We start from the raw sequence: 15,439 nt of genomic DNA on the forward strand, positions 1-15,439 counted from the left end.
TGTGAACTTCCGGCCATCTAGGTCTCCTTACTCGTCAATTCCGTGGCACGATGCGGTGATCTTTTCGACCTGTCGTCACACGCCACTGTCCCTGTTGTTTCAATCGTCGTCCTCAATGCCGCCGATCAACTGCACATTCTCCAGACCGCGTGGCGCCATGTCGTTCATGATGGTGAGGAAATCGGCCCCCACCAGACGCTTTGCCCGCTCCAGCAGTAATGGCACCGGACTCGATGGTTCCTCGCGTGCGTAATAGCCAATGATGCGGTCCAGCATGTTGGACACATCCGCCGGTGAGTTGATCGCCCCCGGCGCAATCCCGGCAGCTGCAGCGGGCGCTACCACGGCAGCTCCGGCCTCGGCCTCTTCTGCCGCATCGGCCTCCGGCGCCTCGGCGCCCTCTTCGACATTGCCATAGTCGCGCAACCGTTTGGCAATCTGTTGCAGCAGCTTGATCAGCGGATCCAGTTCTGGCCCCTGCCCCGGTGTCTGTTCGTCGAACACCGCAGAGATTGCCTTAACGTTCTCGACCGCCGTTTCAGCCGCCGCCAGCCGGGTCGCGACCCCTTCGGGATCGCTGTCCTGAAAGGCAGCACTTATGGTCGCCTGATCCGGCACCCGCTCCATGTCCGATGGCGCCGTCGCAATCCCTTCGGCCACTTCCATCTCCCGCAGGGAGAAGCGGCCAAATCCGCGGCTGTCGCTCAGAGGCGTGCGGCGCAGAGACCGGTAGACCGGTGAAGGCCCTGCCATGCCACCGGGTTGACCGCAAAGATCCTGAACCGCGTTGATCCGCATGATCGGATCGCCGTCGTCTTCATCAAGCTCGGGGTGGCAGGTGTCCCAGTATTGCTCAAGACAGCCGCGCATGAATGTGGTCACATCCGCAAAACCGGACAGACCTTCGGATTGCAGCAAGGCATCGGCCAAAAACACGGCAGCCCGCAGATCGTGGCTGCGCTCCAGAACCTCTGTCGCCTTGACCGCGACTTCGCGGTAATCGGGATCCGTCGCCTCGGTGCGCTCATCGCCGATAACGGTTTCTTCCCCCGGCTGAGCAGCAAGCTCCATGTCCGTGAAGGCCGGGTCATACTCGAGATTTGCACCGCTTGGTGCATCCTCTTCCTTTGGCTGCAGCAGTACCGCCGGATCCATCTGACCTCCCAAAACCCGGTCAAACGCAGTCCGCCCCGCTACAACAAGTATTCAATCGATACCCATGCAGCGGTGTGAACCGCGCCACTCTAAAACAATAACTTGACGTCAAGTGAGCCTTATCGAATTCTTAAAGTCAATTGTTTTCACGTCCTTTTGCGAGTGGTGGTCATGTGTGCAGACCGGGTTAACGGTGACGATGTCAGGACGATGGTGCGGGAAGGCGCCAAGAAGCGGATGAGCTTTGCCTTCTGCCTGGATGGCTCCAAGGATCCGCTACTGATGATCCAGCCCGGCAAAAAACCCGAAACCTTGCGCAACCCGGTAAAGCAGGCCGGAGGAACAAACCCCATGGCCTGGGGCACCTATGTTGTGCGGGACGGCGAGATGGAAATGATCTGCGAACAGGCCCCGGGCAAGATGATCACGGCGCTGAAAAAGTTCCTGCAAAGGAACCGGCCCAAGGTGAACGTGCTGTTCTATGATGACGGCGGCAACCTTCTGGACAGTCTCAAACCCGAAGGCGAAAGCAAGGGGCAGGCTGATGTCGATGATGTCTCGGCCACCGGCATTGATGCCAGTGCGGTGGCACCTCTGACACGGCGCCTGAAGCGCATCCAGCCAAGGATTGCACTGGCTCCGGGGCCACTGGAGCTGAAACTGAAACGCGCCCTATCCAAATCGGTCAAGCTGATCAATGCGGGCCGTCTGCAAGAGGCCGAAACCCTGATCGTGGTGATCGAACGGGCCATCGCCCGAATCGGAAAGGACCGCGAAAGTGCCGACAAAAGCATGCGCCGCGGCCAACGGGAAATGGACCAGCGCTCGCTTGGCGCGCAGGTCAAACGCGCCCAAGCCCTCAGGGCCAATGTTGCCCGCGCCCCAGGCCCGGCCCGCGACCGTCTGGACCGGGCCGTACATGTTGCCGCGCGCCTGTTGAAGAAACGCGATCTCAGCGGCGCGCAATCGGTCATGGACCGCATCGAAAAAGCCCTGACCACGCTTGTCTGACCCCCCACCCGGGCGCAGTCGAGTTTTTAATTACATTTTGAAGAACTGGAGACTTTCATGCCCCTCAAATTCCTGCACGTCGCGGCCGTGATGGTCGCGGTTACGCTCATTGCCCTGCCCCGCAATGCCATGGCCGACACGGGCCCGCTGCTGGTGGAGCTGAACAAGACCGAAGAGATCGACGGCGGTGGGTGCCGCGCCTTCTTCCTGTTCCGTAATCAAACCGGGAAAAGCTTTGCCGGGTTTGAAATGTCTCTGGCGATCCTTGATGCTGGCGGTGTTATCGACCGGCTTCTGTCGGTGGATGCCGCCCCCCTGCCCGTTCAACGCACAACCCTGAAACTCTTTGAAATTCCCGACATCGCCTGCAGCAACATTTCCGAGATCCTGCTGCATGACATCACCTCCTGCCAGCCGCAGAACGAAGAGCAGATGGATTGCTTTCCGATCCTCAACCTTGAATCGCGCGCAGCTGCGCAGCTGGTGAAATAAGATGGCCGCCACCTGGGAAATGCTGGGCACTGGCGGGCCAGTCATCGCCTTGTTGGCGCTGATGTCGCTGCTGTCCCTCACCGTGATCGCGGTGAAGCTGATCCAGCTCTGGTCCGTCTGCAGCGGAGAGGCGGCGCGGGCAGAAGCGACCGACCTCTGGAGCGGCGGCGACCGGAAAAGCGCCAAAGACGCAATAACAGCGGGCCGCGCCCCGGCCGACCGTGTCATGACCTATGCGATGGACGCCCTGGGCAGCGGCCTCAAAGGCCCTCTGCTGATGTCCGAACTGGAGCGGCGCGGCAACGAAGAGGTCGCGGGCATGAACAGCCTGATCCGGTTGCTGGAACTCATCGCCATGGTGTCGCCCTTGCTGGGGCTTCTGGGCACCGTTCTGGGCATGATCCAGTCTTTTCAGGAGCTTGAACTGGCTCAGGGCGCTGCAAACGCCTCGGTTCTGGCCGGCGGGATCTGGCAGGCGCTGCTGACCACCGCGGCAGGGCTGCTGGTGGCCATTCCGGCGGCCATCGCGGCAGGGCTTTTCGCATCCCGGATCGAACGCGCGGCCCAGACCATCGAAAGCGCCGTGGGCAGGCTGATGCTGGCCGACGCCAGCCGCTGATCGGATGGTAGCCCCATGATCCTGAAACGAGCCTCCAGACCCCGCGCGCTGATCTCGTTGGTGCCGATGATCGACGTGATGCTGATCCTGCTCGTGTTTTTCATGGTCACCTCAACCTATCTGAACCTTGATATGATCCCGGCCCTGCGGGCCTCCGACGGGGCAACAGGCCCTGCCGCGACGCCAACCGATACGGTGATGATTCGCCTCGGCGCAGATGGCATTCCGGTGATCCGGGGTCGGCCCCTGTCCGGCTCCGAGTTGGACAGCCTCCTGCGCAGCACCATTGCCGCCGACCCTCTGACACAGGTTCTGATCCTGCCCTCCGGCGCGGCCTCGACGCAGGCTCTGATCAGCGTGATGGACAAGGCCGCACAAGCCGATGTGCAGCAGCTACGGGTCCTGAGGCTGGAGGTGCAGCCATGAAGCTGACCCGCCCTGCCCGCGCAGCCCAATCCGAAACGATCATTGCCCTGATCGATGTGGTGTTCTTCCTGCTCATTTTCTTCATGCTGATCGGGCGGATGGACGCCACCGCCCCCTTTGAAGTCACCCCGCCCCATGCCGAAACCGGACGCGATATGCCCGCTGGCGGCATCACGCTGGCCGTATCGGCGAAGGGCGCCCTGGCGCTGGATGGCGATGACATGCGCCCCGAAGATCTGCCCGACGTGCTGAGCGAGCATTTGCAGGATAACCCGGATCTGCGCCTACGGATCAACGCCCACCGCGCGGCAGAGCTGCGCAATGTCCTGCCTCTGGTCAGCAGCGCGCAACAGCTCGGCTTCCGCGATGTGGTTCTGGTCGTCACCCCCGAGACCGGCGGATGACATCGCGGGCCTCCATATGGGGTGCGGGTCTTGTCGCATCTGGCTTGGCCCATGCGGCCATGGCGGGGGCGCTGGTGTTCAGCCTGCGACCCGATGATCTGGTCAAACAGCCCACGCCCCAAAGCAGCCTGACAATGGCGGCGCAACGGCTGAACCGCAGCGAGGCAATCCCGCAGCAGCCCGAAGGCGAGGCCGCCGCAGAGGCTGATCCGCAACAAGAGGGGCTGGCGGCCAATCCGCTGCCGCAATCAGAGGCGCGCCCGGCCGAGCCGCAACCACAGGCCCTTGCGAGCTCGTCCCCCTCCCCTGCTCCGGTTCCGGCAGCCGCGCCCGCACAAAGTGCAGCTATCGCGCAAGCCCCACCTGCGGCGCAGCCCGTTGCGTCAGCGCAAGTCAAACCAGCTGCGGTTGCCAGCCTATCTCCCGAGATCACACCATCCATATCGACCACACCGTCTGCCGATGTGGCGCTCGCCGCAACCGATCTACCGCCTGCCCGCATTGCACCGGCTGCAGAGCCCTCGCTCGACGTGAAAACGGCGGCCCCGGCTGCGCAGCCCATTGCTCAGTTCGCCCCTGACACGGCGCCGGTGCCGCAGGCATCGCCATCAGTGGATGCGGCGCAAACGCTCCCGCCCAAAGCTACGGTTCTGCCCACCGCCACACCGCAAAGCGATCAGGTCACTGCCTCTCTTGCCTTTCAAGGCGGCGCACCTGACGGGGTCGACCCGGTCTCGCTGGCCGCCTTCCAAAGCTTCATGGCGCCCACCGTCGCTGCGGCAGAGGGAAACAGCCTGCGGGATGGACTGCTGGGCAGTCTGGCCGCCGTGCCCTGCTCCCGGCTGCAGGTTGCCTTTGACCCGGATACCGCCACGCTGTCCCTGCGGGGTCATATTCCGGAAGATGGAATGCGGGCACCGGTTCTTGCCGCGTTGCAGGCGCAGATGGGGCAGGACATCACCGTATCCGACCAGATGCGCCTGCTACCGCGCCCGCAATGCGGCGCCCTTGCCGGGATCGGAGAGGTCGGCCTGCCGCAAAGCACGGATCAGATCACCAATCCCCTGCTGGTCGGGGACGACGCCCACGCACGGGTCCTGACCTATGCAGGCGGCGACCGGCTGTTCTTCGATCTGACCGCGCCGGATTACCCCGCCTATGTCTATGTCGATTATTTCGATGCAGGCGGGCAGGTGCTGCATCTGGTCCCGAATGAAACCATCGCACTACAGCAGACCCCTGCCAAAGATCCGCTGCGCGTTGGCGCCAAGGAAGACACAGATCCCGGCCTGCAGATCGCCGTTGGCCCGCCCTACGGGCAGGAAATCGCGGTCGCCTTTGCCGCCTCGCATCCGCTTTATTCCGGGCTGCGTCCTATCAGCGAACCGGCCGAACCCTATCTGGCTTGGCTGCGCGAGCGTGTGACAGAAGCGAGAGAGCAACATGCTGATTTTAAGGGAGAATGGGTTTACTTCCTTGTCACCACGCACGCGCCCTGATCCCGCCCAACATCATGCAAAGCAGGCAGGCACCCAATCTACCACCGTGATAGGTGATCCCCTATTGGCAGCCCCCGGCGGCCCAGGATTTCAGCGTGCGTTTCAAGGCGCCGCCGAACGGATGCTGCTTGGACAGGGAACGCTGCATGTTGAGGCTAAGATAGGTATTGCCCTGATCGCACAGGCGTTCCCGGTTCCATTGATGGCAGGCGCTGCAGGTCTGCTCTTTCCAATAGCTTTCCGGCAGCCCCTCGATCGGGGGGAACATGGGCGACAGATCGACCACATCGGCCAGGCTTTTGCCCGCAAGCGCTGCTACCTCTGCATCCAGGGGGCTGGCATAGGTGACCGGTCCGGAATCCGCCGGTTTCGGCCCCGGATCTTCGGCAGGCGCCGCGACGACCTCGGGCTCTCCCCCGGCCTCTGGATCCGTGCCGGAACCGGCCGTCAGCGCCGCGATTTCGGTGCGGGCGATCTCGGCATAGGTGCCAGTCGGGTAATTTTGCAGGTAGGCCTCATAAGCGCTGAGGCTGCCATCCTGCTGCGCCGCATTGAACATGGCTGTTTCGGCCTCGTCGGGACCTTGTGACGTGGGCGCAGGCGCCGCGGTGCCACCACCGGCCAGTTCCTCTGCCATGACGTCCTTCAGCATGTCCCGCGCCTCCTGGGTATAGGCCCCGTCGGGATAGCCGCGCAGGAACAGCATCAGCTGCACCGGATCCCGCGTCGCCTCGACCGAGCGCCACAGCTGCAGCTCCTCAGTCTCTGCCGGTGTGAGTGCTCGTTCCTCAGGAGCCTTGGCAAAGACGAAGTCGCTGACCAGCGATGAGGTATCCCAGGGGGTCTGCTGCCCCCGGCTCTGCTCCAGTACCGCGCGGCGCACGTCCTTGAACACCTGCTCGACCGGCTGACCCGGCACCTGAATTTGCGTCGCCAATGCTTGGGTAAACGGGCTGTTGTCCCCGTCCCCATCCAGAGCCACCCCACCCGGAGACGTCGCATAGGCCAGGAAGGTGCCGGTCGGAGCCTTCATTTCGGCAAGACCGCTTTCGTCCAGATCCGGCACATTTTCGAACGGGTTGTTGCGGCAGGCGTCCAGAATCACAAGGTTGGTTCGATTGCGCGCCGAAGCCATCTGCCGCAGCACTGATTGCGCTTCGACCGCCATCAGGTCCAGATCCGCGGCATCGGCCAGCGCAACATCGACCGGCAGCAGGTAGTTGTTGCCAAAGCTTTGCACCCCGTGCCCGGCGTAATAGAACAATCCGGTGGCATCTTCCCCCGCCGCCCGCAGGCTGCGCCCGAAATGGGCAATCGCTCGCTTCATCCCGACCTGTGTCAGATCCGTCTCAACAGTGACCGTAAATCCAAGCTGTTCCAACGTCTGCGCGATCAGCTGTGCGTCCCGGTCGGGGTTGTCCAACGCGGTGACGGATGCATAGGCAGAGTTGCCAATGACCAGGGCTAGACGTTCTTCCGCCCTCGCATGACTGGCTCCCCAAAACACAACCAAAAGAAGAGCGAGACCAATTCGGATCGCCGCAAACATCGCGCGCATTTACTTTTCTCCAACACCTTTTCACACCGTCGCAGCATCCACAAAGGATCGCAAGGCCGGGAAATTCCTGCCGAAAGTATCGCCATCCTTGCGCCACACCACAAGTTTCCTGTTATGCTAGCAGCAGTTCCCTACTATTTCGTGCTATGCGGGGAACAGTGTCCTAGTTCCGCCAGGAGTGGCTTGTCCCATGTTCCGATTGCTCATTCTTCCGATTTTCCTCGTCCTTTTCACCCTGCCCCGCACGGTTTTTGCGGCCGATCCGCTCGAACACGGCTGGCAACTGGATCCGGAAATTTCCACCATCACCTTCCTGTCGGTCAAGAAAGGCACCATCGCCGAGACCAGCGAATTCGCGGCCTTCAGCGGACAGATCACCGAAAAAGGCATCGCCCAGATCAAGATCGCGTTGGATTCGGTCGACACCAAGATCGACCTGCGCAATGTGCGGATGCGGTTCCTGTTCTTTGAAACCTTCGCCCATCCCGAGGCCACCGTCACCGCGGTTCTGGATCCGGCGCAGCTGGCGGACCTGCCCACAGTGCGCCGCAAGCTGATGCAGGTTCCCGTCACCCTGTCGCTGCATGGCGCCGATGTCGACCTGTCCCCGCGGGTTGCGGTAACCCTGCTGGACAATGACCGGGTCAATATTTCCTCGGTCGATCCCGTCATCCTGCAGCTGAAGGATTTCAACCTGATGGCCGGGCGCGAGAAGCTGGAGGAAGCCGCCAATGTCACCATCACACCGCTGGGGATCGTCAATCTCAACCTGACCTTCCAACGCACCTCCCCCGGAACGGCGCCAGCCATCGCCGCGCCTGTGTCCGGAGCCTCGGCCGCGCTGGAAACCGCCGGAGATTTCAGCCGTGAGGCCTGCCTTGGCCGGTTCGATATTCTGTCCCGCAGCCGCAGCGTGAACTTTGCCCCGTCCACCGCGCGGCTGGACCGAACCTCGATCATCTTTCTGGACAGCCTGTACGATATCGTCAGCCGCTGCCCCTCGATCATTCTTGAGGTTGGCGGTCACACCGACAGTCAGGGCCAGGCGGCCTGGAACATGCGACTGAGCCAGCAACGCGCCGATGCGGTGGTGAGCTATCTGACCCGCAAAGGCATTGGGGCGGATCGACTGAAACCGGTCGGCTATGGTGAAACCACGCCGCTGGTGTCCAACGACACCGCGCAGAACCGGGCCAAGAACCGGCGGATTGATTTCAAGGTTCTGAACTGACCCACGGCAAACCGGCAAAAAAGAAAGGGCTGTCCCCGCGGGGACAGCCCTTTTGCTTTCTCCAAGACACTTCACCCTGTGGCTAGGATCTATTCCGCGCCCCGGTCCAGCGTGGTGAAGAAGGCCGAGATTGCCTCTTCCAGCCGCCGCCGGTCGATGGCGGAAAAATCCCGTTCCATCGCCATCTCGATCTTCCCATCCCGGGCCTGACACCGCACCGTCCCCGCGGGGACAGCGCAGCGCAGGGTCGTCTTTGCACTGGCCGATTTCGGCGCGGTCCCACCAGCGGGACTGCTGGAAGCTTCGGATGTCGGCGATGTCAGGACACCCCGCAAAAGCACCAGTTCTGCCTCTGCCGTATCAGGCCGCAGAGACCGCAGCTGTGCCTGCAACTGCGCTTGCGCCTTTGGATCATCCGCCAGCCGCTTCTTCAGATCGAGCCCCAACGCGCGCGGGATCGCCTCAGGGAAGGTAAGCTCGGTCCCGATCATGAGCAGCAGGTCGGCAAAATGGCGAATGTAGCTGCGTTTCTGACGACCGGCAGAGGCATAGAGAAGCCGCACGGCCTCATCAATGCTGTCCGCCTCCGTCTCGGGATCCTGCGCATAGGACACGGCCAGCTGCGCCATCTCGGCAAAGGAGATATCCCGGCGCACCAGGTTTTCATCGACCATCCGGCGATAGAGGCCCTGCAGGGTTTCCCCCTTGGCCACCAGCCCCGCCGGAATGGCTGCGAAGCTGTCATCGCCCGTTTCCTCAAGCAGAGCACGATAAGCCGACAGACGCCGAAAGCCCTGAACCAGCTGATAGACACCCCCGTCTTCCTCGACCCGGATCGGGTTCGACAGCCCGATCGAGCGGATCGAATCCTTCAGCTCATCCAATTCGGGATCCCGGCTGACAGAGCGGTCCCGGACCAGTTTGTCAGTGCGGATCTTCCCCAGCGGGATCCGGTCCACGACCAGCCCCAGTTTCTTGAGCCGCACGAACTCATGCGCCAGCCGGTCATTTTCCGCTCGGATCGTTTTCTCTGCCTCGGCGCGCTGGCGCAGGGCATCTGCGTTCTCGGTGATAGCCGTCGCCATCGGACCGCGCCGCGCTGCGCCGGAACCTGATCCCTCGGCCGTGTTCTGCCGGGGCGGTTCGGCCGGAGCCGGGGCAGGGGAGTCTTCTGGAAAATCGATGTCGAAAACTCTGCGCTTGCTCATGCTTCATCCTCCAGCTTTTCCCAGGCGGCGACCGCGTTTGTCTTGAATTCATCATAGGCCTGATCAAATGACGCCCGCGCACGCCGCCAGGTTTCGCGCGTCATGTCCCGGTAATCGATCTCGTAGATCGAGCTCAGGAACCGTCCCGACTGTTCGACCGCGCGGGTCATTTCGATCGGATGCTCAGTCATCCTGCCATCGAAAACCTTCATGAAGGCACTACGCATCGCGCGGTGCAGATCGTTGCCGGATTCATAGCGCGTCAAAAGGAAGCGGACGTCCTGAAACACCTTCGGCAAAGAGAACGTCCCCGCGGGGACAACCCCGTTGAAGGCCGACAGATCCTCAAGCGCTTCGGACAGCTGTCCGATAAAGGAGGTAGTGGAATCGTATTCCCAATAGCCCGGCCCCGACGGGATGTAGAGCATGTCGGCCGCAAAGACCGCATTCATCGACTGATAGCCAATCGCCGGCGGGCAATCGAAAATGATCAGGTCATATTCATCCGCCGGTAGCTGATCGAGGTAGCGCGACACCGCCGCGAAGAACGACCATTCGGGATTGAGATAGCGGTACTGCGCGCTGGCAAATTCGACAAAGGCCGCATTGGCGCAGCTGGGCACCAGATCAATCGTCGGCCAACTGGTCGGCTTGATGAAATCCCCGATGCGCAGATCCTGCAGACCCATGCCGGTGATCGATCCCGGCAGGCGACGTTCGGGCAGGGCGGCCCCGGTTTCGGCGCCCCGGGCTGATGCATTCATGCGTTCGGTTTCGCGCACCAGATCCCGCGCCATGATACCCCAGACCGTATAGTCCTCGGTCACGTCGCTCAGCCCCATGGAGTGAGAGAGGGTCGCCTGCGGGTCGAAATCGAGGCAGAGCACCCGGTATCCGTCCAGCGCCGCCGCATGGGCGAAATGCAGTGCCACGGTGGATTTGCCGGCGCCGCCCTTGAAGTTGGAGATCGCCACCCGCAGAGCGCGCTTGCCCGCCGGGCGCTGCGGCAGCAGGGACTTGCGGTTGATCTTGATCCGGCGGCGCAGCTCGTTGATCTCTTCCAGGGAATACCAGCGCTGGCGCCCGTCTTCTTCGACCTGTCCCTGCGGCAGGGAGGGGTCGGCCGCCAACCGCCCGCGCAGGGTGGATTGATTGACCTTGAAAATCAGCTCTGCAACTTCCCAGCTGGAAAATCTGCGCAGGGTCTTTTCCATCTCGGGGGAAAAGGTCTGCTGCCGGATCCAGCTTTGCATCTTGAGTGACTGCGCCTGCAACTGGGCCAGGTCTTCGTGTGTAAACATGACTGCTCCTACATCAAAGTGGCATAGGTCCCGTTTGCCCAGGACGCTAATTCTGCCTCAAAACCCATTTACGCCGGATTTGCAAAAAACGCAAAACCTATTATTGTCTGGATTTGCGTCCTGTCCCTGCGGGGACACCTTGTTCAGAAGGCTGAGAACAAACGCCTGTGTCACCGCTCCGCCGATTCGGAGGCACATGGCAAAACGTCCTGGTTTTTGGCGGTCATTGGCGCAGATATTGGGGGACATAAAGAAACACTCCCCAACTTATTGGGGGACATTTTGCATCCAATAGGGGACATACAGGGCGTCCCCCAATACCATTGATACCAATTTTCTTATCAGAAAAAGGTTTAGGTATGCCCGACCAACCCGATGGGTTCTTGACAGAATCGGAACTCCGGACGCAAATTAAGCCAAGATACAGAAAAACGTTGAGTTCGGATCGAAACCGACCAACACGACGGCTGCGTTCTCTCAGACAAGATAACACAGCATATGAGGCAACGGGCTGCTTTTCAAAACGAGACAGCAGCCATGGCGGGAACGGGGATGGCAATGCTTGCCAAAAGACCAGCGGGTCGTCATGCGGCGGCGATCAAATACGATGTTCTCACTGCCATGGGAGCATATGCGCTGGCACAGAGTCCGACCTCCCAACGACTTGTTCTTCGTTTACTGACGCTTCTGACAGCTCGCTATAACTGGCAACGGGATGAACTCGCTGTAGGCCAGCGCGAGATTGCCCGGCTCTGGGATGTGGACGAGCGCACCGTGAAGCGGGAGATGGCCAAGCTGCGCTCCATGGGATGGCTGGTCATCAAACGGCAGGGCGCGCGGGGCAGGGTCTCTCAGTACGGTCTGGGGCTGGACCGGATACTGGATGACACCCGGGACCGCTGGGCCGCCGTAGGCCCTGATTTTGACTACAGGATGAGCGGTAGCGACGAACAGCCAACCAATGTGGTGCCCTTACGCAGCGAGGCCAACGCACCGGCGCCGGATCTGTCTGATGGCACCGAATGGAGCCTCGCCAAGGGCTTGCTGCATTCCGAGGATATGGCGACCTATACGGCGTGGATACAGGCTCTGACACGGGAGAGCAGGGCAGGGGGCCGCCTGGTGCTGCGCGCGCCGAGCCGGTTCCATGCGACCTATGTCATGTCGCACCTGAAGCGCAGATTGCTGACCGCCTGCCGTGATGTGGACAGCGACATTACAGACATTACCGTCGTGTCGTGAAGAAAGGCGCCCCCGCATCGGAGGGCGCCTAGAACGGTAGATGAACCTATCGGCGATGCCCGCCGGGCACCTGACGTTCGAAATAGCCGAACATGAGGCTGATGATCCCTGCAATCACCATATAGACCAGCGCCAGCAGCAAGAGCGGCTCATAGACGATGAAGGTGTCGGAGCGAACGCGGGAGGACACCGCGTAGATGTCCATAACCGTGATGGTGGCGATCAGCGGCGTTGCCTTCAATTGCAGGATGGTTTCCCCGCCAAGCGTCGGCAGCACGTTGCGCACGGCCTGAGGCAGCCAGATACGGCGGAACATGGTCATCCGGGGCATGCCAAAGGATTTGGCTGCCTCCAGCTGTCCACGGGCGACGCCAGAGAATGCGCCCCGCATCACCTCGCCCTCGTACCCGGCATAAGACAGCGTTAGCGCCAGCACCGCATAGGGCCAGGCCTGCCGCAGGTACGGCCATAGTTCAGAGGAACGGATCCAGGGAAACTGCGGAAACAAGGAGCCAAGCCCATAATAAAGCAGCCAGATCTGCAGCAGCAACGGGGTGCCGCGTATCACCGTGCAGAACATCCGGGCCGGGGCGGACAGATACCAAGGCCCCACCGCCTGGGCGATCCCCAGCGGCACCGCCAGAAAAAAGCCGAGGATGGTTGTCACCACGAGGATCCAAAGCGTGGTCCACATGCCCTCGATCGCCAGCGGCATGTATTTCGGCAGCCAGTCCCAGCGCAGGCTGACGGCGCACCAGACAACAAAGGCCGCAAAAAGCGCCAGCATCACGATCCGATGCGGTTGGAAAAATGCGCGCAGGCTGGTCATTGGCGGCCCTCCTTTAGCGACGGCTGACCACGGCGGGCCCATTTCTCAACCCGGCCAAAGATGACCCCGGAGCAGAGCGTAACCAGCAGGTAGAGCGCCCCGGCAGCAAGGAAGAAGGTGAAATAGGCGCGGGTGCTGCTGGCGGCCTGTTTGGTCTCCAGCGTCAGCTCGTTGAAACCGACAACGGCCAACAATGCGGTGTCCTTGGTCGCGATCAGCCACAGATTGGCCAGACCCGGCGTGGCAAAGGCCATCATCGCCGGGATGGTGACCCGGCGCATGGTCATCAATGCAGGCATCCCATAGGCGCGGGCCGCTTCGATCTGGCCGGGCGGGACGGCTTGAATGGCGCCGCGCAGCACTTCGGTCGCATAGGCGCCCTGCACGATCCCCAGAACCCAGATGCCGGCGGCGACCCCGTTGATCTCGATCCGCCCACCGCCAAGCAGCGCGGACGCCTTGTTGATAAGATCGGTGCCCACGTAATAGAGGATCAGGATCAGCACCAGTTCGGGAACGGCGCGGATCACGGTGGTGTATACGGCCAGAAGGTCACGCGTGACCTTCCCGCCGTAAAGTTTTCCATAGGCCCCGAACAGCCCGATCAGAAGCCCCAGTCCAAAAGCACCAAAGGCGATTTGCAGAGAATTTGCCAACCCGCGCAGCAGGTTGCTTCCCCAGCCTGGAGCCGACAGCGATAGCAGTGCTGCGCTGTCAGCCAGACCAAGCGCGTTCAGGAAGTCAGTCACGGTAGCGCCTTAGTAGATGCTGGTCGTGAAGTATTTGGAGGTGATTTCGGCGTGGGTGCCGTCGGCAAGGATCTTGGCGATCCCTTTGTTCAGCGCCGCCTTCAGATCCTCTTCACCCTTGCGCACGCCGGCGCCGACACCTTTGCCCAGAATGGCAGGGTCGTCTTTGACCGGACCTTTGATCTCGCAGCAGGCGCCTGCGTCAGAACCGACGAAATCCGCCATGGCGATGCTGTCGGCCTGGGTCGCGTCGATGCGGCCGGCGAACAGATCCTGGTTGGCTTCGTCCTGGGTCTGATAGACGCGGATTTCGGCGTCCTTGAAGTATTCCTGCGCATAGGCCTGGTGGATGGTCGAGGCCTGCACGCCCAGGATCTTGCCTGCCAGCGATTCAGGGGTCGGCTCAATGTCCATGGACTTGTCCGCAACGATCACCGTGGGGGTGTTATAGTAAGCGTCGGAGAAATCGATGGTTTTCATGCGCTCTTCGGTGATCGACATGGAGGCCATGATGGCGTCGATCTGCTTGCCGGTCAGCGACGGGATAATGCCGTCCCATGCAACCGGAGTAATCACGCAGTCCAGTTCAGCAGCGGCGCAAACCGCGTTGATGACGTCGATTTCCCAACCAACCCAGTTGCCGGAGCTGTCAGCCGAAGCAAAGGGCGGATAGGGTTCGGCCGCGATACCGATCTTCACTTCTTCGGCTGTGGCCATGGTCGCGGCCAGCGCCAGCGCGGCGGTTGTCGCGGAAAGCAATGATTTGAATGTCATAGGTATTCTCCCTGAGTTGAGATGATTGGCCTTTGCGGCCTTGCCGCCCTTAGTGGACGGATTTCAGAAACTGTTGCAGACGGGGGGATTGCGGGTTGCCAAAGACCTGTTCTGGCGGGCCCTGTTCCTCGATCCGCCCCTGGTAGAGGTAGACAACGTGATCCGCGACCTCGCGGGCGAATTTCATTTCGTGGGTCACCAGCAGCATGGTGCGCCCTTCGGCGGCAAGGTCGCGGATGACCGTCAGCACTTCGCCCACCAGTTCAGGATCCAGCGCCGATGTGGGTTCGTCGAACAGCATGACCGACGGATCAACCGCCAGCGCGCGCGCAATCGCCGCCCGCTGCTGCTGTCCGCCGGATAGAAAGGCCGGAAAGGTATCTGCCTTGTCGGCAAGCCCGACCCGTTCCAGCAACTGGCGGGCCTTGGTGATCGCTTCGGTGCGCGGTTGTTTCAGCACATGCACCGGCACTTCGATCACGTTTTCCAGAAGGGTGCGGTGGGTCCAGAGGTTGAACTGCTGGAACACCATGGCCAGACGGGTGCGGATCCGTTCGATTTGGCGGCGATTCGCCGGGCTACCATCGCTGCGCATGGCGACCTCCTCGCCGCCGATGATGATCTTGCCGGACGTGGGTTGTTCCAGAAAATTGATGCAGCGCAGCATAGTTGATTTGCCAGAGCCGGAGCCGCCGATGATGGCGACCACGTCGCCTTTCTGCGCGGTCAGTGAAACCCCCTTCAGAACCTCCAGATGCCCGAATGATTTGTGCAGATCCGTGACCCGGATCGCCTCGGTGGCGGCGTCGGGGGCAGGGGGTGTCTGAGCAGCTGTGCTGGCAGCGGCGCTTTGCGGCATTTTTCGCGGTCCTTACTTTTCGGCTTGTAGTAAGGACGAACAATAGTAATTATGCAAGTGTATAATTTGAAATCGTCAGGCC

16 protein-coding genes are annotated in these 15,439 nt (G+C 61.5%); 8 read left to right on the plus strand and 8 right to left on the minus strand.

The features are described 5' to 3' along the window. Positions 1 to 99 precede the first annotated feature (99 nt). Positions 100 to 1,155, minus strand: a complete 1,056-nt coding sequence (tssA, locus tag SM764_RS20065; RefSeq protein WP_369002583.1) for a type VI secretion system protein TssA — start codon at positions 1,153 to 1,155, stop codon at positions 100 to 102. Positions 1,156 to 1,326: 171 nt separating this feature from the next. Here tssA and SM764_RS20070 point away from each other — a divergent pair, with 171 nt between their 5' ends. The 6 genes from SM764_RS20070 to SM764_RS20095 are packed head-to-tail and all read left to right on the plus strand — an operon-like array spanning position 1,327 to position 5,606. Next, positions 1,327 to 2,166, plus strand: a complete 840-nt coding sequence (locus tag SM764_RS20070) for a hypothetical protein (protein WP_274830731.1) — start codon at positions 1,327 to 1,329, stop codon at positions 2,164 to 2,166. A gap of 57 nt (positions 2,167 to 2,223) precedes the next feature. Further along, the gene (locus SM764_RS20075) at positions 2,224 to 2,658 is read left to right on the plus strand and encodes a hypothetical protein (RefSeq protein WP_369002584.1); all 435 of its coding nucleotides are present in this window, start codon (positions 2,224 to 2,226) and stop codon (positions 2,656 to 2,658) included. Position 2,659: 1 nt separating this feature from the next. Beyond that, on the plus strand, positions 2,660 to 3,277 hold the full coding sequence (locus tag SM764_RS20080) for a MotA/TolQ/ExbB proton channel family protein (protein ID WP_369002585.1): 618 nt from the start codon (positions 2,660 to 2,662) through the stop codon (positions 3,275 to 3,277). A 15-nt stretch (positions 3,278 to 3,292) separates the two neighbouring features. Next, a complete protein-coding gene (locus SM764_RS20085; RefSeq protein WP_274840688.1) occupies positions 3,293 to 3,703 on the plus strand; it encodes an ExbD/TolR family protein in 411 nt (136 codons plus the stop codon). Next, on the plus strand, positions 3,700 to 4,107 hold the full coding sequence (locus SM764_RS20090; protein WP_369002586.1) for an ExbD/TolR family protein: 408 nt from the start codon (positions 3,700 to 3,702) through the stop codon (positions 4,105 to 4,107). The genes SM764_RS20085 and SM764_RS20090 overlap by 4 nt, the downstream gene beginning before the upstream one ends. Next, entirely contained in the window at positions 4,104 to 5,606 is a 1,503-nt protein-coding gene (locus tag SM764_RS20095; protein ID WP_369002587.1) for a DUF4384 domain-containing protein, read from the plus strand. Before SM764_RS20090 ends, SM764_RS20095 begins: the two co-directional genes overlap by 4 nt. Before the next feature lie 61 nt (positions 5,607 to 5,667). Here the strand turns inward: SM764_RS20095 and SM764_RS20100 are convergent, their stop codons facing one another. Beyond that, complete coding sequence (locus SM764_RS20100; protein WP_369002588.1) at positions 5,668 to 7,164, minus strand: caspase family protein; 1,497 nt, start codon at positions 7,162 to 7,164, stop codon at positions 5,668 to 5,670. Positions 7,165 to 7,354: 190 nt separating this feature from the next. Here SM764_RS20100 and SM764_RS20105 point away from each other — a divergent pair, with 190 nt between their 5' ends. Next, on the plus strand, positions 7,355 to 8,395 hold the full coding sequence (locus tag SM764_RS20105; protein WP_369002589.1) for an OmpA family protein: 1,041 nt from the start codon (positions 7,355 to 7,357) through the stop codon (positions 8,393 to 8,395). 89 nt (positions 8,396 to 8,484) lie between these two features. Here the strand turns inward: SM764_RS20105 and SM764_RS20110 are convergent, their stop codons facing one another. After that, the gene (locus SM764_RS20110) at positions 8,485 to 9,603 is read right to left on the minus strand and encodes a ParB/RepB/Spo0J family partition protein (protein WP_369002590.1); all 1,119 of its coding nucleotides are present in this window, start codon (positions 9,601 to 9,603) and stop codon (positions 8,485 to 8,487) included. Then, complete coding sequence (locus SM764_RS20115) at positions 9,600 to 10,904, minus strand: AAA family ATPase (RefSeq protein WP_369002591.1); 1,305 nt, start codon at positions 10,902 to 10,904, stop codon at positions 9,600 to 9,602. Before SM764_RS20115 ends, SM764_RS20110 begins: the two co-directional genes overlap by 4 nt. A 558-nt stretch (positions 10,905 to 11,462) precedes the next feature. Between SM764_RS20115 and SM764_RS20120 the strand changes: the two genes are divergently transcribed. Continuing rightward, positions 11,463 to 12,146, plus strand: a complete 684-nt coding sequence (locus SM764_RS20120; RefSeq protein ID WP_369002592.1) for a hypothetical protein — start codon at positions 11,463 to 11,465, stop codon at positions 12,144 to 12,146. Positions 12,147 to 12,192: 46 nt separating this feature from the next. Here SM764_RS20120 and SM764_RS20125 read toward each other — a convergent pair whose 3' ends face one another. From SM764_RS20125 to SM764_RS20140, 4 genes are read right to left on the minus strand one after another with little or no spacing between them, the layout of a single operon-like run. Then, positions 12,193 to 12,975, minus strand: a complete 783-nt coding sequence (locus SM764_RS20125) for an ABC transporter permease (RefSeq protein WP_369002593.1) — start codon at positions 12,973 to 12,975, stop codon at positions 12,193 to 12,195. Next, positions 12,972 to 13,724 carry an ABC transporter permease gene (locus tag SM764_RS20130; protein ID WP_274830743.1) on the minus strand — a complete coding sequence of 251 codons (753 nt, stop codon included), beginning with the start codon at positions 13,722 to 13,724 and terminating at the stop codon, positions 12,972 to 12,974. The genes SM764_RS20125 and SM764_RS20130 overlap by 4 nt, the downstream gene beginning before the upstream one ends. 9 nt (positions 13,725 to 13,733) lie before the next feature. After that, positions 13,734 to 14,498: a transporter substrate-binding domain-containing protein gene (locus SM764_RS20135; RefSeq protein WP_274830744.1), complete on the minus strand. Its 765-nt coding sequence runs from the start codon at positions 14,496 to 14,498 to the stop codon at positions 13,734 to 13,736. A 49-nt stretch (positions 14,499 to 14,547) separates the two neighbouring features. After that, positions 14,548 to 15,357 carry an ABC transporter ATP-binding protein gene (locus tag SM764_RS20140; protein WP_369002594.1) on the minus strand — a complete coding sequence of 270 codons (810 nt, stop codon included), beginning with the start codon at positions 15,355 to 15,357 and terminating at the stop codon, positions 14,548 to 14,550. Positions 15,358 to 15,439: the final 82 nt, after the last annotated feature.

It is taken from the genome of Pseudophaeobacter sp. 1A16562, from assembly GCF_041008785.1.
GTDB classification, from domain to species: Bacteria; Pseudomonadota; Alphaproteobacteria; order Rhodobacterales; family Rhodobacteraceae; genus Phycobacter; species Phycobacter gallaeciensis_A.